Below are 20264 nucleotides of genomic sequence, written 5' to 3' on the forward strand. Positions count from 1 at the left end.
CCCCAAAAACCCGGTTTCTTTGAGAAACCGGGTTTTTATGGATTACCAACGGGGTTGACTCGAAACGCGCTGTGATTGTTGGTTGTACATCGCTAATAGAACCTGACCCGGGTCAACCCAACGACCGCCATATTTTAACCCCCAGTGTAAATGGGGGCCTGTCGTGCGTCCAGTCATACCCACTCGGGCAATTCTTGTCCCCGCAGGGACAACTTGACCTTCCCAGAGTTGAATACCACCGTCATTATCAATAAAGTAGCGACCTTGAGCGTTTTTCTCCACCCGTCCTTGAACATGACAATAGATGTGCGTCCACTGTCCCGAATCAATTGCAATCCCTGTACCACAACGGCCATCTTCCCAGACTTCCACAACGGTTCCTGTCCACCAATTGCGAATATAACTTCCCATCGGGGCTGCTAAATCTAAACCGTAGTGAAACCCACTTGAACGATACCCAAAACCGGATGTATACTCCTGAAAATTTTCGACTGGGAAAGATGCCCCTGACCAATCCAGTCCAGTCGCCACTTGATTTGTGCCATATTCTCTCGCACTAACCAGCTTTTGCCATCCAAACGGCGCCAGACTTAAGCTGATTAACCCGGCTAATAGCAACATCCGTTTTGGACGAATCCATTTTTGGCTAGGCTTTGGTGTTGACTGTCCCATTGATCTGTTTGACTCCTCTTTACAGTGATCAGTTATCAGTGTTTACAGTTATCGCTCACCAGTGAACAGTGAGCAGTTTTTTCAGTGATCAGTTATCGGTTATCAGTTATCAATATTCTCTATTCACTGTCTACAGTGAACTGGTTACTCTCTTACAAACTTTGCTACCGACTATTCCGCCGGGTCGCAAGTTTGCGCTGCTGACTGTTTACTGTTCACTGGTGAGATGCCTGCTTGCCACCCCAGTTTTAATTCGATGACAATCAGCAACCAACCGGATTGAATTGCAGCAGACACATGAGCCAGTATTCTACTCTATGTTGGCTCCATAGAGAATAGCTCGGTTGAATTTCTGTAACGTTTTGTCTATGATCAAGTCTAATTTGCGCCGTTACCCTGTATAAGTCAAGGATTAATCACAAATTCCTCATTTAGAAATTCACCATAAAATCACCCATGTTCTTTGATATCTTCCCTTTTCGGTTTAACCTTGATGCAACAACAATTGCAGCAGCAGCTTTGTGGTCACTCGCTCTCTACTGGGGATTTTCTCCCCTCAGTGAATGGGTGATCGAACAACTTAACCGTTGGTTTAACTTTGCTGAACAAGGACTCTACACTTCAAAAAAAGAGTTTGAACGGACTCGCGCTGCCCGAGAATCTCAAAACGCTTTTTATGCTTCCTTGTTTAGCATTGTGCCGTTTTTAATCGTCGGTAGCCTATGTAATTGGGCTGTAGAAGCCGGATTAGATAGCAGTTGGGCGATCGCAATGGGAATGATTGCTTGTATTAGTGGCGGTGTCTATGAACTCGGACGCCGAGACTCCCAACAACGAGGCTAAAAAGCTTACAGGGGAAAGGTTACAGGTTACAGGAAATAGTTTTGTAGGGGCGGGTTCCACAAAAATCTATGTCTCCAATCAATAACCTATATAAACCCGCCCAACCCCCTCACATCTCACCAGTGTCGGGGCGGGTTGATCAATGTTGTTTTTGGGTGTCAGTCAACCTCTGTGAACCCGCCCCTACCTCTCGTTACTACGCCATGATGGTTTTCAGGTCGCCCGTCGTATTCAACGGTTGTAGAGCCGCATAGAGGCGGTTCAGCGCATTAACATAAGCTTGGGCAGAAGCAACAATAATATCAGTATTCGCCGCATGACCGGAAAACACCCGACCTTCTGAACGTAAACGAATCGTCACTTCTCCGATCGCATCTATTCCGGCGGTAACAGACTGTACCGAAAACTCGATTAACTCATTGGGAATATTTACAACCCGGTTAATCGCTTTATACACCGCATCGACAGGCCCAGTCCCAATCGCTGCATCCATCAATTCTTCTCCCGTTGGGGTTCTTAACATCACCGTCGCCGTCGGACGGGCGCGATCGCCACAGGAGACTTGAACCAATTCTAAGCGGAACAATTCCGGGGCTTGGTGAATTTCGTTATTGGCAATCGATTCTAAATCCCAGTCGGTGATTTCTTTCTTTTTGTCGGCTAAATCTTTGAACTTGATAAAGGCTTTATTAATCTCCGAATCTGACAATTCAAAACCCAATTCTTTCAAACGATTTTGGAAAGCGTGACGGCCGGAATGTTTACCCAATACAATCAGATTATTATTTAATCCAATCGACTGAGCATCCATAATCTCATAAGTCAGCTTATTTTTGAGAATACCATCTTGGTGAATTCCTGACTCGTGAGCAAAAGCATTCGCCCCAACAATGGCTTTATTCGGTTGTACCAACATTCCCGTTAAATTGGAAACCAAACGAGAGGTTTTGTAGATTTCCTGGGTATTAATCTGAGTCAAGGGAACTTCTGATTCTGCCGGACGACCGAAGAACGGATTATAATATTGTCGGCGCACATGAAGCCCCATGACTAATTCTTCTAAAGCGGCATTTCCGGCTCGTTCCCCAATCCCATTAATCGTACATTCGAGTTGACGAGCGCCATTTTTCACCGCTTCTAAAAAGTTCGCCACCGCCAAGCCTAAATCATTGTGTCCGTGAACCGAAATAATCGCCTGATCGATATTCGGAACATTTTCTTTAATGCCGCGAATTAAAGCCCCAAATTCGCTCGGTGTGGTATAACCGACTGTATCGGGAATATTAACCGTTGTTGCCCCTGCGGCGATCGCTCGTTCGAGGACTTGATAGAGAAATTCCGGATCAGATCGTCCAGCATCTTCCGGGGAAAATTCGACATCCTCCACAAAAGATTTAGCATAGGCGACCATTTCAGGAACGATCTCTAAGACCTCTTCCCGCGTCTTTCTCAGCTTATATTGCAGGTGAATGTCGGAAGTCGCCAAAAAGGTATGAATGCGCTTGTGAGCGGCAGGTGCTAGGGCGCGGGCGGCGGTTTCAATATCGGAACGCACAGCCCGGGCTAAACTACAAATTACTGGTCCGTCTTCAGTCCCAACGGTTTCAGCGATGCGATGAACGGCTTCAAAATCCCCCTGACTGGCGAAGGCGAACCCCGCTTCAATCACGTCTACTCCTAAACGTGCCAATTGTCGAGCAATAATCAGTTTTTCGTCTACATTTAGGGTAGCGCCTGGACATTGTTCGCCATCTCGCAGGGTGGTATCAAAAATAATAATACGGTCAGGATTGGGTTGAATTTTCATGGATTTGGAACCTCCAACTCTAAGTGAACAATTAAACGATAACGAAGCCAAACGACAGGGTGATATTTTTGTTTGCCGTCGAGTTTTTGACGCACTCTTGTTAATAGTCTACTTTTTCTATTTGATCTCGAATATCATTGAGGTCGATGTATCGATCCGTAGCATTTCGCAGTTCCCGGGCGATCATTCCTTCCGTTGAGACTACCGTAATATGAGTATTTTTTGAGCGTAGGAGTTCGATAGCGCGTTCAAAATCGCCATCTCCGCTAAATAAAACGACCCGATCATACTGTTCGACTGTGTTGAACATATCAACGACAATTTCAATGTCTAAGTTGGCTTTTTGAGAGTATCGACCTGAGCTATCATCGTAGTATTCTTTGAGGATTTTTGTCCGCACGGTATAACCTAAACTAATCAAAGCATCTCTGAATCCTCGTTGATCTTGTGGGTCTTTCAGGCCAGTATACCAGAAGGCGTTCACCAGAATGACATCGGACTGTTCATGTTTGAAATAGCTCAAGACTCGCCGGGGATCAAAAAACCAGCCATTTTTTTGCTGTGCGTAGAACATATTGTTACCGTCAACAAATATAGAAAGACGGTTTTTTGAGTTAAGCATAGAAAGTTTAGACCTAGATATTTGTAGAAAAGAATTTAAGCTAATTATCTTATCTTAACATCTGGATTGTCACAAAGCGTTTAGGTCGGTTCAGCTAGCTATCTGCTTCGATCCCTAATCGGTTTCAGTCCAGACTAAAGGTTTATCAATCCTCCCCAACATTAGATTTCAGTCAATTTGCTTGCCGAGAAACAGAGCATTGATCGTCGGTAATCTTTGTAACAAGTGAGCGACTGAGTAACGTTGATCAATCAGTCTTTGAGCGCGGTTTATGACTTGAGAGACTTGAAAAAAGCTCTATTGTTTGCTAATCAACTTGACACCGAGGTTGTCTGAATCAACACAACAACCTCACTCATGCAAACAGAGGTCTCCACAGAGACTTCAAATCTGATTGTCATCCGCAAGTCGCTTACTCATATTTACCTAACTTAATAGAGTTGTTCGCTCTCCAGTTCAGGGAGTCTCACAACGATATAGGCTACTTTTTCTCCTATCAACTCCACTATTGACTCACCATTGCAGGAGAGCCTCTAGCACACTTGATTTTCTTTATAAAAATAATGAGTACAATATGACTTTCCTCTAGTATACAGCGAAGAGCGCTCAGGTGAGTCAATCAAGTCCAAGACCAACTGGGAGCTAAAATTTCCTACTTTCTGCCGCCCAACGCGCCAACTCCGTGCGATTGTGAAGTCCTGTTTTGTTCAACATATTGCTAACATGACTTTCTATCGTGCGCTGACTAACCTTCATGGCTTTAGCGATATCGCGATTGGCCAGCCCTTTTGCAACCAGTTGTATAACTCGCACCTCAGTCGGGGTCAACTCCACACCGGGACGGGCTTGAACACTGGGCTGTCCATCACCCTGACGACTGTTTATCTTGATCAGACGCGAAGCTTGTCTGAGGGAAGACTCGACTTGAGCGACTAATTCTTCGGGTTCAAAAGGTTTAACAATGTAAACATCGGCTCCGATATTCAGACCTTTGACCTTATCTGGACTTTGACCCTTGGCTGACAAAAACAAAACCGGTATCCAGCCTGTACGTGGATCTTCGCGAATATGCTTAACCAGGGTGTAGCCATCCATTTCAGGCATCATAATATCGCAGATAATCAGGTCGGGTAGTTCCACGTTGAGTAGTTCAAGCGCTCTAACTCCATTTTCCGCCGTGGCGACTTCATATCCCCGAAACTCTAAATAGTCCCTGACCAGTAGGACAAGGTTCGGGTCATCATCCACCAGCATTAATCGTCTTTGCTCTCCAACTTTGATGTCCGTCATCTTGAAAATTTTTCCCTTGGGAAATCCCGCAACACATTCACAATTACGATTGTCTGTTGGAAAGCGGAGCGGGCTTCACCACCGTCCAACGGTCTGATCAAAAGCGATTTAGCTTTGAGCGATTAAGTTTATTATCACAATGTTGACATACTCCTCTGCGTAAACGAAGAGGATTCTTAACTTATGTTAATTGAAGGTTCTACGACACCACTTATTAACTCGGATTTCTCTTGATTAACAGAGCTGGAAGTCACGCCCTCGCGTTTCATCAAAGAAACAGATAAGAAAAGGATTTAACGGATTCACTACCCATCCCCGTTCTCAAAGGACAGGGCTTTCCGCTCGTTTTCGGTAATCGCAGTGATCGGTAATCTTCGTAGATTCCGAAACAACGTTACAATTTTTGTTAGAATATTCACCTGTTTTACCAAAAAATTGGGGTAGGCGCCTCGCCCTTCTAGGGCGACTTTTTGATAGGATTAAGATGTGGCAAGGGTAATCAACCACATTAAAAACCCAGTCGCCGAAAGGCAATGCACCTTGAAAACTGAAGTTATGGGGTTGCAGTGTAGGAAAGCGTGCATCGGGTAAAAACTAGCCTGCGGCAACGCTGCGCGTACAAGCAACAAGTACAGAGAAACCGACATTTTGAGGTTTTGAACTGTAGGGTAGGGCATACCCAAACAGGCTTCTGTAATGGAGCAAAACGCTAGGGGAGAAAATCATCTCTGGCATAGACAGGGCAACCTGTGTGTGTTAAGTGAATTCGTTGAACCAAGAATCCTCTTGCCTTTAGGCAGAGGAGTGTCAAGACACGCTTATTCCAATTGACTCGGAGTTGCACTCTCATCTTGATTGCAGCCTTCTGAAGATTGAATCATTTGGGGATCGCTTAAGGGATGAGTCAGAAACGCATAGTCTTCCACGACCTGTGAACCGATTAAATGTTCTTGGATAATTCGCTCAATCACAGGTGGAGTCACGGCGCGATACCAAACACCCTCGGGATAAACCACTAAGATAGGCCCATCACAGCAAACCCTCAAACAGTTGGCTTTCGTGCGAAAAATAAAGCTTGGACGTTCCGGTGTGGGTTGGTCGAGTTTTAATTCTTTTAAACGTTTTTTGAGGTATTCCCAGGCTTCCAGACTAGCCGATTTTGAGCAACACTTTGGTAAGGTCTGATCGGCACAAATGAAAATATGACGGCTAATTTGCTCAAGTCCTAAAGTTTTGACCGCCCTAGCGATGGAGTTAGATGAAAGTTGAGTCTGACTATTTGGGGGATTTGAGGATAGAGATTTCGAGGTAAAGGAATTTTTCATAATCTTCCTCCGAGAAACCCCATCCCCTTGTGGGTGGGGAGGGTCTTGAGCGGCAATTGAGTGGGGTTCAATACCCCCGAAATTGCCAGTTCAATAGCCATAAGCGTAGCCATCCTTTTTCTGTAGAGGTTTGCAGTATTTGTAGCTGATGCCTTGCACTAAACCCGTCGCAGTGGTCAGATTGAAGCTACCACTGGAGCGAATGGCAACACGACCCAAATAGGTTCCCACCTTTTTGCCCGTCGTGACCACTGCCTTGACAATATCGCCAGTCTGAAAGCCTTGAACGAACTTGAATCGAGGTACATAGCGACAAGGAAAGCCAAACTTGTCCGTGCGACACATCTGACGAGTGCCATGTCCCGTCGCTTTGATCAGCAAGGGTTGCCCACTCAGCACCATTAGCTCTTCCGTTTTGCCCACGCAGGCCGCATCAAAGTAATGGGTCTTGGGCAACTCTAATCGAGTTCGATTGAACTTGGTTTGGCTGCCACTGGCTGTACTGACCGGTAATCCCCTTGCTTTGAGTGCGTTGAACAATGCCCATCGCGTCGCGTTCACTGCTGTTGCATCCTTGAGGGGTGCTTTCAGTTGACTCAAGACCCGCTTGAGCAAGTCGGCTTTGCCAGATAGGAAGTCTTTGACATCCTGATTGCCTTTCGCTTGATTGCACGGGTGGCAAGCCAGAGCCAGGTTGGAGACGCGATTTGAGCCACCACGAGAACGCGGCTCAACGTGTTCGATTTCCAGGGGTACATCCTTTGCACCACAGTAGACACATTGACGATTGAACTTTTCTAGCACATACTCCCTGACCTCATAGCCTTGCAGTTGGCCCTGTTGGTACTCCACTCCACTGATATGAGCATTCTGCATTAAGTGCAAGTCGAACTTGACTAGCTCCTGCACAATGCTGCCAATGGGAGCAAGTTGGCTCAATCGTCTGACCCAAGTTAGGGTTGTATCCACTCGATGCTGCAAGCTGGGTGCTAACCAACCTTCAGGGCGAGTGCGATTGAGAAACCGAGGTTGACGATAACGGGTTTTGCGGTTGCGTCTACTACGCCGCAGTTGGCGGCGAGAGAGCAGTGCCTCCTTGATTTGCTGTCCTCGGTGGGTTAATTCTGCGATCCAGAGCAGTGCAGTCCCTTTGAGTAGGGCAATGCCTGTGACTTTAGAGCCGGGGTCAAGTTTGAGGGTTAATGGCTGTGGGGTGGCTTGTACCTCCTTGGGTAGAATGATGGTGAAGGGATACATCCGAAACACACGAGCCTTCTTGGCTTTGAGCAATGACCGTGCCATACCCGGAGTGCAAGGAGTGAGCGGTTTGCGATTTGTATCTAGAACGAAAACGAGGTTAGACATGGTTGCGTCTCTTCTACTTTCGTGTAATGTTCGCTTTGCCAATGTTCAGAGTCGGTACTTTCCAGATAGCACGGTCTTAACCCTCTAGAACTGTTTAACCATCTGGTTTTAGGGCTTGGGACTAGCGACGCATCCCAAGGTAAGAACTTTAACTCTTGCTCTGAACGTAGACGCTCGTCGCGTCTGAGGCTGGTCAACTCAACTCACTCTGGGTTCAGGGCTTTTACAAGCCCCATCCCGCAAGTGGAGTGGGGTTGTTGACGGTCAGTCAGTTTCCGGTGAGGGATATCCCTGACACTCTCACAACAAGCGGTGTAGAGGTCGTTGGGTCTGAGTCAGATTTCCCAAGAATATAGGCTTTGGGAGGCTTTGAAACATTCCTCATGTTAACAAAACCTGGTAGCCCCCCTGCAAAAGTTCGGGAACCCGTACTGATTTCTCCGTTGCCATAGGATTTGTCAGTTCGCTAAATTAGCACTCAGGAAGAAAGAGTGCTAACTCTTCATTTCTCGAAAGGAAGGGCGACAAATAGACATCCTTCCGTCGCACAGGTTGTATGTCCGCTCAATTGTTTTTTTGTAAGCCCATCAAAGGAGATTAGTATATGGCTGCTGTAGCCCTAAATGTATCCACCGTTAAACCATTAGGTGAGCGCGTTTTTGTTAAAGTAAGCGAGTCTGAAGAGAAAACCGCAGGGGGGATTCTACTTCCCGATACGGCTAAAGAAAAGCCCCAAGTCGGAGAAATCGTTGCAGTTGGCCCCGGAAAGCGCAACGATGATGGTTCTCGCGCAGAAATGGAAGTCCAAATCGGAGACAAAGTTCTCTACTCTAAGTATGCCGGAACCGATATTAAGCTCGGTGGCGATGAGTACGTGCTGTTAGCAGAAAAAGACATTTTGGCAATTGTCAGCTAGTTCTCTAGTATTCATCTTGACCCAACAGCAGATTTTTCTTCATACTCTGCAATTCCACTCCACAACTTAAACAAACAAACACAACACCACTATGGCTAAACGTATAATTTACAACGAAAATGCTCGTCGCGCTCTAGAACGAGGCATGGACATCTTGGCTGAAGCCGTTGCTGTCACTCTTGGCCCGAAAGGTCGGAACGTCGTTCTCGAAAAGAAATTTGGTGCGCCCCAAATCGTTAATGATGGCGTCACCATTGCCAAAGAAATCGAATTAGAAGACAACATTGAGAATACGGGTGTCGCCTTGATTCGTCAAGCCGCTTCTAAGACCAACGATGCCGCAGGCGACGGTACCACCACAGCCACCGTTCTGGCTCACGCGATGGTCAAAGAAGGCCTACGCAACGTTGCAGCCGGTGCTAACCCCATTGAACTCAAGCGCGGTATTGACAAAGCCACTGCTTTTCTCGTAGAGAAGATCGCGGAACACGCTCGTTCTGTAGAAGATTCTAAGTCTATTGCTCAAGTCGGTACGATCTCGGCTGGAAACGATGAAGAAGTCGGTCAAATGATCGCTTCCGCGATGGATAAGGTGGGTAAAGAAGGTGTGATTTCCCTTGAAGAAGGTAAGTCCATGACCACCGAACTGGAAATCACCGAAGGGATGCGCTTCGATAAAGGCTACATCTCGCCTTACTTCGCTACCGATACTGAGCGGATGGAAGCTGTTCTCGATGAGCCGTTTATCTTGTTAACCGACAAGAAAATTGCTCTGGTTCAAGACTTGGTTCCGGTTCTCGAACAAGTGGCTCGTTCCGGTCGTCCTCTGCTGATTTTAGCGGAAGATATCGAGAAAGAAGCGTTAGCAACTTTGGTGGTTAACCGTTTGCGCGGTGTGCTGAATGTTGCTGCTGTTAAGGCTCCTGGCTTTGGCGATCGCCGTAAAGCGATGCTCGAAGATATCGCTGTTCTCACAGGGGGTCAAGTGATCACCGAAGATGCAGGTCTGAAGCTGGAAAATGCCAAGCTCGATATGCTCGGTAAAGCTCGCCGCATCACCATCACCAAAGACAACACAACCATCGTTGCAGAAGGAAATGAGTCCTCGGTGAAGGCTCGTTGTGAACAACTGCGTCGTCAAATGGAAGAAACTGAGTCTTCCTACGATAAAGAAAAACTGCAAGAACGCTTGGCTAAATTGGCAGGTGGGGTTGCTGTAATCAAAGTTGGTGCGGCGACTGAAACTGAAATGAAAGATCGCAAATTGCGTTTAGAAGATGCGATCAACGCCACCAAAGCCGCAGTTGAAGAAGGTATTGTTCCCGGTGGTGGTACAACTCTGGCTCACCTGTCTCCTCAAGTCGAACAATGGGCGAAGGCTAGCTTATCCGGTGAAGCTTTAACAGGTGCTTTAATTGTTTCTCGGGCGTTGGCTGCTCCCCTGAAGCGGATTGCTGAAAACGCAGGTGAGAACGGTGCTGTGATCGCAGAACGAGTTAAAGAAAAAGACTTTAACGTGGGTTACAATGCGGCAACAAACGAGTTCGTTGATATGTTTGATGCAGGTATCGTTGACCCCGCTAAGGTGACTCGTTCGGCTCTGCAAAATGCAGCTTCTATCGCCGGTATGGTCTTGACAACTGAGTGTATTGTTGCTGACAAGCCTGAACCGAAGGATAATGCACCTGCTGGTGCTGGTATGGGCGGCGGCGATTTCGACTACTAATTTCTAATCGGAATTATCCAACAACTCTTGGAGTTGTCTAAGATTTAAAGGGTAGGTGTTTAACCTACCTTTTATTGTTTTGTTTATTGGCTAATATAGCACTACATGGTTTCAAATCAATCTGAACAGTTTCAACTCAAAATTACCATAGCGAGACAGGAAGATTTAAGTCTTTTGAATCATCTTTATTCCCAAATGGATGATTTGCCTTTACTTTCTGATGATCAAATCGAAGAACTTTTTAATAAAATTAATCAAATCCCCAACTATAAAATTTATCTAGTCTGGTTAGAAGAAAAAGCGGTGGGAACATTTAGTTTGTTATATGTTCCGACGATGATGCACCGGGGATTTCATCAATTTGCAGTCTTAGATGCGGTGAGTGTAGATTCAGTTTATCGCAGTCAAGGTATCGGTAAAGCCATGATTCGCACCGCCCTGAAACTGAGTGCAGAAGCCGGATGCTATAAAGTGACTCTTTCCTCTAATCTTCATCGCGATCGCGCCCATGCTTTTTATGAATCCCTCGGTTTTCAACAACATGGTTGGAGTTTCAGCCTAAAAGTTGTACCCGAAGTTTAGCTTTTGGGGTAATGTAGATAAAGACAATCGCTATTTCTAATAACCTCACATCTAAGCAATTTATCCTAAATCAACAATGAAAATATTGAGTAACCTGCTTGCTAAAGCAACTTCTGTTCAACCGCCTAGAATTCAAAAGAAACCTCGGGGAATTCATATCAAGTCGCCCCAAGAAATTGAAATCATGCGACAAGCTAGCAAAATTGTAGCAACTATTCTCAAAGAAATTGCTGCAATGGTACAGCCCGGAATGACAACGGCTGATTTAGATGCTTATGCCGAAAAACGCATTCGGGAAATGGGAGCCACTCCCAGTTTTAAAGGGTATTATGGTTTTCCCGCTTCGATTTGTTCTAGCATTAATAATGAAGTGGTGCATGGCATTCCCAGTCGTCGGAAAGTGATTCGAGCGGGAGATGTTTTAAAAGTTGATACGGGAGCTTATTATCAAGGGTTTCATGGAGATTCTTGCATTACGATTCCTGTCGTTGAAGTGGCACCGGAAGCAGCAAAATTAATTCGAGTGGCTGAAGAAACGCTTTATAAAGGTATTGAACAAGTGAAAGCAGGTGCTTATTTACTCGATATTGCGGCAGCGATTCAAGATTACGCCTCAGCCAATGGTTTTCGCGTTGTTGAAGAATTTACAGGTCATGGTGTCGGAGAGAATTTACACGAAGAACCTTGTGTTTTTAATGTTCGTACCTACGATTTACCCAATGTTAAATTAAAAGCTGGGATGACTTTAGCGATTGAACCGATTTTAAATGCAGGTTCTCGATTTACTCGGATTTTGTCGGATAAATGGACAGCCGTTACTGTTGATCATTCACTTTCGGCTCAATTTGAACATACGGTATTAGTCACAGAAACGGGTTATGAAATTCTCACAGATCGGTCTAAAGTTTAAGACTCAACCTTAAAATAAGATTCTCTCCCTTTTAGAAATATTGGGGAGAGATGTCTAAAATAAACCGGGAAAAATGATCGATTTAGAGATAAAAATTGTTGATTATTCAGAGGCGGTGAATGAAATTAGAGCCATCCGACATCAAGTTTTTACCGTTGAACAAGGCGTTGAACCAACACTTGAATTTGATGGGAAAGATGACACCGCCCAACATTTACTCGCTTACTTCAACTCTCAACCCGTAGGAACGGCTAGAATTCGGTATTTATCTCCTCAAACGGCTAAAATTGAACGGTTGACTGTGCTTTCGACAGCGAGAGGGGGAGGAATTGGCCGAAAATTAATGGAAGCTGCATTAGACGTAATTGCATCAAAAAAAGTTGAAGAAACGGTGGTTCATGCTCAAGAGTATATTAAAAAATTATATCATAATCTGGGATTTCAGCAAGTAGGAGAACCCTTTGACGAAGCGGGAATTTCTCATGTTAAAATGATTAAAAAAATGTCAGTCTAATCTCTCAAAATGAATCAACGTCTGTCTTCCGCTACTCGACGCCGATTTATTCAAGCTGTGGGAACGTTAATAGGGTTTAGTCTGGCCAAAGTTGCCCCGGCTTCAACGGCGACAGAGAAACAAATTTATTATGTTTCTGCCTCGGGAAACAATACAAATCCCGGTACTTTTGAAAAACAAATTTTTCTCCTAATTCTCTAATCTGGGTGTCCTTGGGAACAAACCCCAAAAGCTGAGTTAGTCTAAACTCCAGTTATTAAATCCGCTCTAAACTCCCAACTCTAAAAATAAATGACAATTAGCCGATCATTATTAGAAGTAGGGGAGACTTCCAAATTCATCAACTTATGGATAGACGCAAATTCATTCAATTATCCTCATCGATAACGACTGGTGCTGTAGCCGCTTCATTCTTAACAAGTTCAAGGATTGCACATCCAATGCAACCCGAGCTATCTAGAGAGTCTCATTCAGCCCAATATATTTGGTTCGATCAACCAGGCCTTGGCCGGAATAGATTTGCATTATTTCGCAAAAAAATTCAAATTGCAGGTGTTCCCCAAACTGCCCTGCTCAATATTTTTGCGGATACCGTCTATCAACTTTTTATTAATGGTGAATTTGTCGAATTTGGTCCGGTTCGTTTTGATCCGCGATTTCCACTTTTTGACACCCACGATATCAAAAATCGATTAAAGCCCGGGACAAACGTGATTGCAGTTCATGTCAACTATTTTGGCATGAAAACATACAAGTCAATTCCCCGCCAAGCCGGGATGATTGCTTGGGGAAATATTCTGAGCGACCAAAACGAGAAGATCTCGCTTCACACCAGTCAGGATTCGTGGAAAGTCAAGCCTGATAGTGCAAATATGGAACGGTACTGCCAAAAACTCAGCTTTGCATTAAACAGTCAGATGATTTTCGAGCAACATTACTCTGTTGGTGATTGGACAACAGTTGAATATGACGATCGCGACTGGAACAATGCTATCGAACTTGACCAACAATCGGCGCACGGTCAACTCCTCCCCAGGAGTATTCCTTTTATGTTAAATCAAGAAATCTCAGTTCAAGATATTTTTAAAGTTCTTCCCTTAGCTTCTCCCGAAGATCGGGTTTCTTTCACCGTTCCAATTCCCCATAGATTTGAAGATAACTCGGCGGATTACTCCGACAAAATTATTTTTTCTAGCTGGGTGTACTCCCCAATTAAACAAGCTCTACCTGTGGCTACATTTTGGTCAGAAAAATGGTTAAACGGCGAGAAAATCACCGGACAAGTTGACTCCAGCCTGAAAAGACTGCGAATCAGAGAAATCTGGCTTCTAAACGCGGGTTGGAATTATTTATTTGGTCATGTAACAGCTTACTATGACTGTCTCCATCAATACTTTGCACTCCCAAAAAACTCGGGTGTGATTTTTTCGGCTGAGAAGCGTCAGAAGTCTTCATACTCATTTCGACATCTCAAAGTGTTAACTCTCAATGAGTTTAATCAATTTTTAAAAGACAAGTCCTTTCCTTATCTCCCCGATGATGATTTACAGCAAGTGGGCGGGTGGATCAAAGTTAAACGCACAGATACGGCTTACAATCCCTGTCTAGAAGAAGCTTGGGATGACTACGAAGATGAGAAGGTTAAATTCGAGACTTTAGCGGATTTGATCGGTTATGAATTTAAACAGGATCAATATACTTATGGTTTTTCTATTCTTTTTGATCTGGGGCAAACGAGATTACTTTTTCCTCAGATTAAGATGAGTGGTGTAGCCGATGCAAAGGTTGATCTAGTCTACAGTGAAAGACTTGCCCCAGACGAAAGTCATTTTCTCAGTGTGTTTAATTTTCCCTTAGGCGATCGCATTTTTTGTCATGAGGATGAACTGAACTGGAGACCCATTCAACCCCGAGGTATGCGATACCTAAAATTAACGATTAGGAACCCTCAAAAAGATGTCAAAATCAGCAGTTTGCAACTAAGAGCGGCTGATTATCCGGTTGAAGTTAAGGGATATTTCAACTCATCAGACCCGCTTCTCAATGAGATTTGGGCAATGGGACAACGCACGGTGATCACCAATATGGAAGATGTTTATGTTGATACTGTTGTTCGAGAGCGGGGAATGTATATTAGGGATACGATTATTCAATACTGTGTTAATCTGGCAACTTTTGGAGATCAGAAACTGATGCAGCGTTGTCTACAACTGTACGGGCAATCTGCTGATGAGACTGGAAAATTTCGAGCCGTTTATCCGAATACCGGGTTCTATACAATCGCCGATTTTTCTCTCGAACTTCTTGAAGGATATTGGATTTACTATCAGCACTCGGGGGATGTCAACCGAATTCAAGAAGATTGGGATGCTATTTTGATTAATTTGGAGTGGTTCAATCAACTGTCTGACGAAAGGGAAGATGGTTTACTGGATGCGGAATGGCACAAAAGGCCGGGGATAAACGGAATAAAGAGGGGCTTTTATGGGGACCGTTTTACTCCCGAATTTCACTTTGATGTTACAGGAATTCATTGCTATTTTTCCACAACATATTTAATTGCTCTCCAGGCTGCTGCTAAACTGGCTCAGGTGATAGGAGAAACTGAGGATTATCGCCGCCTCCTGCAAAGAATTAAACGGCTATCTGCTGCGATTACCACAAAATTTTGGGACGGGCAAAGAGAGGTTTTTGTTGATAACTTAAACAAGACAACTTCTTCTGTTCAAGCGAATCTAGCGGTTGCCCGAGCGGGAATTGCTTCTCCCCAACAAATGGAAGGTGTTAAACAGTATTTGAGTCGGGTACTGAGGAATAATTTTATCAATGGATTTAACCCGGATGATGGGACTTTAGTGGGAACCAGTTACGCTTTTTATGCCTTTGATGCGTTGTACAAAATGGGCTTGACTAATATTGCGGAAAACCTGATGAAAACCTGCTGGGGTTGGACTAGAGTTCAAGGTTTGACTACCACAATTGAACACTTTGATATCAAAACCCCTCGGGTTAGTTTTTGTCATGGCTGGTCTGCCAGTCCAACCTATTATCTATCCAAAAATGTTCTCGGTGTTCACTTCCCAGATGCGCCTAATTTGAATCAAGTTGATCTGATTGTTCAGACGGATTGTATTGATGCTGTGGAAGGAGCTTTTCCTCACCCCAGAGGTTTAATAGAAGTCAAGTGGCACACCGAGAATGGTAAACGAGTCTTTGACTTTATCAAAGTTCCAAAGGGGGTAACATATCGGGTTCGTTGATACTTTCTAATACATTGCAATTGATGTCAAATCAGTTCCATTATCAACCCTAAGATTGGTTGCTTTTATTCTCGATACAGGTATAATTGGTTTATAAAAATCGGGAATCAAAGCCAATGTTATCGGGTTTTGAGGAAACGTGACTTGATCGTGTTAAAATGATTCATAAAATGTATATTGTGAAAAATCCCTTAGAGTTACGGTGTATCTACTTTTTAATTTAAACATACTGCTTCGATTGTTTAATCAGATATCAAGTAAAGTTGACAATGGTTGGTCAAGTTTAAGTTTTTGTTATGTCAAAACTATTGAATATATCTTTAATTAGTGGAGTTGTTACTCTGTCTCTATGTCTGACATTATTGTATGCTGACTTGAATAGAGTTAACCGGATAAAACAGTCAAAGGATTCTCAGAATAACCTTTCAGCAACAGAATCTCAGCATCAGGAAATCGATGATGAATTAGTCTACGATGAGGATACAGTTAATAAACTTTATAAAGATTTAGAATATTGGTTAAAAAGAGAAAACTGGAAAATTGCCGATCTGATTACTGGGGAAATATTACTGCATATTCTTAATCGGACTGAACAGGGTTGGTTTGATATTGAATTACAGCAGCAGATTCCTTGTAAAGAGTTCAATAAAATTGACAAGCTTTGGTTAAAATATAGCAAAAAACGCTTTGGTTTTACGGTTCAAAGGCAAGTCTTTTTGAAATATAATGAGAGTTTAGAAGGGTATAATGAAGAAGAACTTAAATTTAAAGATTGGACAACCGGACACAAACAATTTGCTACCGATGTTGGATGGTTGAAAGATGAAAAATGGCTCAAGTATTCGGAATTAGCTTGGAACAATCTTGAAGAGGCTCCCAAAGGTCATCTTCCCATCGCAGCTAGATTTTGTAGCTTTGGACAAAAACCGATAATGTGCTGGGGAATTCGGACAGGTCTGAGATTTTCACTCCTCTCTCGAGAATGTTTTATTCCTCCCGAGAAGAATTCATGGATGAAAAGATTTTGGAATTTTGACTGATTTTTAGAATTAAGACGGAAATTCGAGTTTTTCTAAGAGAAGCTGTAAGGCGATCGCCAACTTTTCATCTTCTAATTCTTGATTGATTAAGGTTTGCAGTCGTTGAACCGCCAAGAGTTTATTATTGGTTTTTATCCCCTGATAAGCTTCGTCCCAAACCGATTTGATTTCGGGTTGACTGGGTTGAATATTCCTTTGAATGTAAGCCGCCAACTCCAATAAACTCATGGCTTCAAAGCGGGATTTATCCCAGTTTAACAGCCAGTTATCTGTACGAAAGGGAAACGCCGGAAGATCGGCTTCGTTGTAAAGGTTTCCAACGGGATTATTTGCCCAACCATAACGAACCGCTACCGGTTGTTTAACGGCTTCACTGGTTAAAATTACCCGATTTCCTTCTATCTTTCCATCCGCCCAAAAAAAACGGTGGTTGCTTCCCGCCACAGCAAATCCTTTTAACTTATCTCCCTTAATTTTTAATCCTTTTCCCGCAGAATCAAAGGTGACAGTGGCTTGATTTTCTTTAAATTCAACCGACCGATAACTAGGCCCCCTCCAAACTAAATCTTTCTCGCCGTAAACCTTCGCCATCGCCGCCAAAAATAACCGCTTTCCGGCTAACTGTTTATTGGGGGGATGAATATTGCTCAAATCATCATTTTCATCTAAAATATCAATAGTAGAAACCATCGCCGTATTCGGCAACTTTAACGCCTCTTTTTGGGCTTCTCGCAATCTCGGCCAGGGATCATCTTCGGAGGGATAGGTTTGTTTTTCCAGAAAATTAGCAAGTTCAACAAATAAAAAAGGAGCGTTATCATTTCCCGACAAGCTTCGCCATTCTTGAATTAAACTCGGAAATCAAGTTCTATACTGCATCGCCTCTTTTGCATTGGCTTCTCCCTGCCACCAAATAAACCCTCTGGGTGTATAGGAAATAGCCGGATAAACCATACCGTTAAATAACTGGGCGGGTCTGGTTTGAGCATCTTTTTGTAGCTGCCAAAAGGCTAGAGTTTCGGGAAAATTTGCCGCGAGTAACGGTTGAGATAAAAACGTTTCAATTTCTCGGTTGGGAACCGCCAGATGTACAATTCCTATCGGAACGTTTAACTTTTGATGCAGTTCTTTGGCAAAAAAATAAGCCGTTGCAGGGAAACCTTGAACGGTTTTTGGGGTTGTTAATTCCCACTTTGCCGGAACGGTTTTTTGAGGTATATCCGCAGGCCAGCCATTTTCTTTGGGTGAAGAATTCCCATCCCAAACCCGAATATTCGGAAAATTGGCTTGAGAAATTTCTTGTTTAGAATTATCACTGCGACTGACAAACCACCACATATTACTTTGTCCGCCTGCAACCCAAACTTCCCCAACTAACACATCTTTTAAGGTGACTTCTTCGGAACCTTCAACGGTTAAATTAAACGGCCCCCCCGCCTCGCCACTGGGAATTTTCACTTGCCATTTCCCGTCTACTTCAACCGGGGTTTGTACTTCCTGACCTCTAAATTTTACGGTGACAGTATTACCCGGTTTATCCCATCCCCAAAGGTTGACATCGGTTTGTTGCTGAAGTACCATGCGATCGCCTATAATTGAGGGTAATTGTAGCGTTGCTTGAGAATTTGACTCAATCCCCAAATTTAGGCTAAATAAAAAAATTAGTCCCAAAAAAGCAAAAATAATACTAATTTTTTTCATTGTTAGTTGAGTGGCTTCTAACAAAACCGACATCTGTGATCCACCATTTTAATCAACCCGCCCCAAAATTTCTAGGCTGGGTGATCACCCCTGAATTGACAGTAGAAATGAGAATCTTTAATCCTCTCACCCACCCTACCTGTTATTTTGTGCATTTTGTCAAGAGGCTGATTTGCAACCCTTGCTGCTCTCTCAAAAACTCGTGCATCGCGCCTGCCAAAACTTAGTCCGGAAATGCTGACAATTAACCTAATAATCAGGGTTTCAGCCGCTATTTTTGCTTCAAGACACTAGTAGCCCTTGGGTGAGTTCTTCTTAAGAGTAGCAGAACCCCTATCCTGTCGTCAACTTTTTAGGAACTATTTTCAATAAAAATTTGAGAATTTTCGATTTAGTTTTGAAGATTAAAACTATTTTCACAAAAGCTATTTAAAAAACTTATGAAATTTGCCCTTTTTTGGGGTTAGGGGGTTGACAATTTTGGCGAAAATCGGGTATGATTATCTTATAATGTAAATATTGCCTAAAATTTTATTTTTAAAAAAATCCCATTATTTAACTTACCTACAATCATACCAAAAATCGGCTGGGAAATCAACCCCTTTTTTTGCGCCCGGTTCTAGCAGAAATCGTGAGATCATTGATCACCGTTTCCAATACTGAAATAAGACCTCCCCCGCTTCTGCTAAACTTTCCCCAAAGGTTAATACTCCGTCTTCATGTCCAGCCATCACGAGAATTTTTTGATGGGTTAAATCTTCTTGTTGAAATAAACGAAACATTTCCTCTGCCATTTGGGGTGTACCATAGGGAACTTCTGGGCGAGTTGTAGGAACCTGAAATAATAAGGTTCGCCAAAATTCGGGATGATGAACATGAATAATCGCATTGATTTTAGAGTTAAAACTGTAAATTGCGGCATGAGTCAGAGACTCTGAAGAGGCTTTAATCGGCCCTTGACACGTGAGGGAATTTTCAGTTAAATTAAACGCAAAAACTCGGGTGTAATGTTCGGGTTGAAGCTTTGGTAAATGTCCGGTTTGAGTCCCAGAAACAATAAATTCTCGAGAATCTTTGAACCGAATGCTAATATTACCAAATCCAATCCCATTATCATAAACGCCAATTAAACCCAAAGCATAGAGATCATCGCGCCATTGCATTAAATCTTGAATAACATCACAGCTAATCGGTTCATCTTTCAGCCAGTGACAGTGATATTTGATAACGCCTTCATCCATAAATTTTAGGAAATAGTTTACAGTGACCAGTGATGTAGGGGCGGGTTCCAAATTAATCTATGTTTTCCCACAGACAACCGATATAAACCCGCCCTAAACCCCAGTAGGGGCGGGTTCCAAATTAATCTATGTTTTCCCACAGACAACCGATATAAACCCGCCCCCAAGTCGGGAGGACAGGAGGTGGTAATGACTGGAAGGGCGGGTTCATAGAAGTTATTTATCGGATGTGGGGTTTGGGGAGCAATAAAACCCCGCTCTTGAGGGCGGGGATACATGGACTCCCCAAAGTCAAAAACAACCGCTCGATGTGCTTGTGTTAGACAAATCTATGCTATCATGTTCGGTATAAATTAAAAGGTAAGTAGTCCGAATTGATAGTTTTTGAGTTTAAAGCAAAAGGTAAAGATAGCCAGTATCAAGCAATTGACGAGGCGATACGCTCCTACA

At 43.6% G+C, this 20264-nt stretch carries 19 protein-coding genes; 9 read left to right on the forward strand and 10 right to left on the reverse strand.

What is annotated here, in order from left to right:
• Window positions 1-42: 42 nt before the first annotated feature.
• Window positions 43-672, reverse strand: coding sequence for a M23 family metallopeptidase (locus VB836_RS11420; RefSeq protein WP_046281025.1), 630 nt, complete (start codon window positions 670-672; stop codon window positions 43-45).
• A gap of 456 nt (window positions 673-1128) precedes the next feature.
• Here VB836_RS11420 and VB836_RS11425 point away from each other — a divergent pair, with 456 nt between their 5' ends.
• Window positions 1129-1515 (forward strand): hypothetical protein, encoded by a 387-nt coding sequence (locus tag VB836_RS11425; protein ID WP_323219448.1) that lies wholly within the window; start codon window positions 1129-1131, stop codon window positions 1513-1515.
• Window positions 1516-1711: 196 nt separating this feature from the next.
• On the opposite strand, the gene VB836_RS11430 is transcribed toward VB836_RS11425, so the two are convergent.
• The 5 genes from VB836_RS11430 to iscB all read right to left on the reverse strand — a co-directional run bounded on the left by VB836_RS11430 (window position 1712) and on the right by iscB (window position 7924).
• The gene (locus VB836_RS11430; RefSeq protein WP_323219449.1) at window positions 1712-3322 is read right to left on the reverse strand and encodes a 2-isopropylmalate synthase; all 1611 of its coding nucleotides are present in this window, start codon (window positions 3320-3322) and stop codon (window positions 1712-1714) included.
• A 100-nt stretch (window positions 3323-3422) separates the two neighbouring features.
• Window positions 3423-3944 (reverse strand): LabA-like NYN domain-containing protein, encoded by a 522-nt coding sequence (locus VB836_RS11435; protein ID WP_046281745.1) that lies wholly within the window; start codon window positions 3942-3944, stop codon window positions 3423-3425.
• A gap of 642 nt (window positions 3945-4586) precedes the next feature.
• Window positions 4587-5234 carry a response regulator transcription factor gene (locus VB836_RS11440; protein WP_046281744.1) on the reverse strand — a complete coding sequence of 216 codons (648 nt, stop codon included), beginning with the start codon at window positions 5232-5234 and terminating at the stop codon, window positions 4587-4589.
• 818 nt (window positions 5235-6052) lie between these two features.
• The gene (locus tag VB836_RS11445) at window positions 6053-6559 is read right to left on the reverse strand and encodes a (2Fe-2S) ferredoxin domain-containing protein (protein ID WP_323219450.1); all 507 of its coding nucleotides are present in this window, start codon (window positions 6557-6559) and stop codon (window positions 6053-6055) included.
• Between the two features lie 90 nt (window positions 6560-6649).
• On the reverse strand, window positions 6650-7924 hold the full coding sequence (iscB, locus tag VB836_RS11450) for an RNA-guided endonuclease IscB (protein WP_323219451.1): 1275 nt from the start codon (window positions 7922-7924) through the stop codon (window positions 6650-6652).
• Window positions 7925-8528: 604 nt separating this feature from the next.
• Here iscB and groES point away from each other — a divergent pair.
• The 8 genes from groES (at window position 8529) to VB836_RS11490 (ending at window position 16872) form a co-directional block, all read left to right on the forward strand.
• Window positions 8529-8840 carry a co-chaperone GroES gene (gene groES / locus VB836_RS11455; RefSeq protein WP_046281742.1) on the forward strand — a complete coding sequence of 104 codons (312 nt, stop codon included), beginning with the start codon at window positions 8529-8531 and terminating at the stop codon, window positions 8838-8840.
• A 91-nt stretch (window positions 8841-8931) separates the two neighbouring features.
• Window positions 8932-10566, forward strand: a complete 1635-nt coding sequence (gene groL / locus VB836_RS11460) for a chaperonin GroEL (protein ID WP_046281741.1) — start codon at window positions 8932-8934, stop codon at window positions 10564-10566.
• Between the two features lie 105 nt (window positions 10567-10671).
• Window positions 10672-11148: a GNAT family N-acetyltransferase gene (locus tag VB836_RS11465; RefSeq protein ID WP_323219452.1), complete on the forward strand. Its 477-nt coding sequence runs from the start codon at window positions 10672-10674 to the stop codon at window positions 11146-11148.
• A gap of 76 nt (window positions 11149-11224) precedes the next feature.
• Window positions 11225-12058 carry a type I methionyl aminopeptidase gene (map, locus tag VB836_RS11470; protein WP_323219453.1) on the forward strand — a complete coding sequence of 278 codons (834 nt, stop codon included), beginning with the start codon at window positions 11225-11227 and terminating at the stop codon, window positions 12056-12058.
• 73 nt (window positions 12059-12131) lie between these two features.
• Complete coding sequence (locus VB836_RS11475) at window positions 12132-12572, forward strand: GNAT family N-acetyltransferase (protein WP_323219454.1); 441 nt, start codon at window positions 12132-12134, stop codon at window positions 12570-12572.
• A gap of 9 nt (window positions 12573-12581) precedes the next feature.
• Window positions 12582-12773, forward strand: coding sequence for a hypothetical protein (locus VB836_RS11480; RefSeq protein WP_323219455.1), 192 nt, complete (start codon window positions 12582-12584; stop codon window positions 12771-12773).
• A gap of 239 nt (window positions 12774-13012) precedes the next feature.
• Window positions 13013-15832 carry an alpha-L-rhamnosidase-related protein gene (locus VB836_RS11485; protein ID WP_323219456.1) on the forward strand — a complete coding sequence of 940 codons (2820 nt, stop codon included), beginning with the start codon at window positions 13013-13015 and terminating at the stop codon, window positions 15830-15832.
• Window positions 15833-16128: 296 nt separating this feature from the next.
• Window positions 16129-16872, forward strand: coding sequence for a GUN4 domain-containing protein (locus tag VB836_RS11490; protein WP_323219457.1), 744 nt, complete (start codon window positions 16129-16131; stop codon window positions 16870-16872).
• 9 nt (window positions 16873-16881) lie between these two features.
• Here the strand turns inward: VB836_RS11490 and VB836_RS11495 are convergent, their stop codons facing one another.
• The 4 genes from VB836_RS11495 to VB836_RS11510 all read right to left on the reverse strand — a co-directional run bounded on the left by VB836_RS11495 (window position 16882) and on the right by VB836_RS11510 (window position 20092).
• The gene (locus tag VB836_RS11495) at window positions 16882-17703 is read right to left on the reverse strand and encodes a hypothetical protein (RefSeq protein ID WP_323219458.1); all 822 of its coding nucleotides are present in this window, start codon (window positions 17701-17703) and stop codon (window positions 16882-16884) included.
• Window positions 17704-17733: 30 nt separating this feature from the next.
• Window positions 17734-18606 carry a sialate O-acetylesterase gene (locus VB836_RS11500; protein WP_323219459.1) on the reverse strand — a complete coding sequence of 291 codons (873 nt, stop codon included), beginning with the start codon at window positions 18604-18606 and terminating at the stop codon, window positions 17734-17736.
• 611 nt (window positions 18607-19217) lie between these two features.
• On the reverse strand, window positions 19218-19814 hold the full coding sequence (locus tag VB836_RS11505; RefSeq protein WP_323219460.1) for a class II aldolase/adducin family protein: 597 nt from the start codon (window positions 19812-19814) through the stop codon (window positions 19218-19220).
• 17 nt (window positions 19815-19831) lie between these two features.
• Entirely contained in the window at window positions 19832-20092 is a 261-nt protein-coding gene (locus VB836_RS11510; RefSeq protein WP_323219461.1) for a hypothetical protein, read from the reverse strand.
• Window positions 20093-20264: the final 172 nt, after the last annotated feature.

Source organism: Limnoraphis robusta BA-68 BA1 (genome assembly GCF_034932365.1).
Lineage (GTDB): Bacteria > Cyanobacteriota > Cyanobacteriia > Cyanobacteriales > Microcoleaceae > Capilliphycus > Capilliphycus robustus.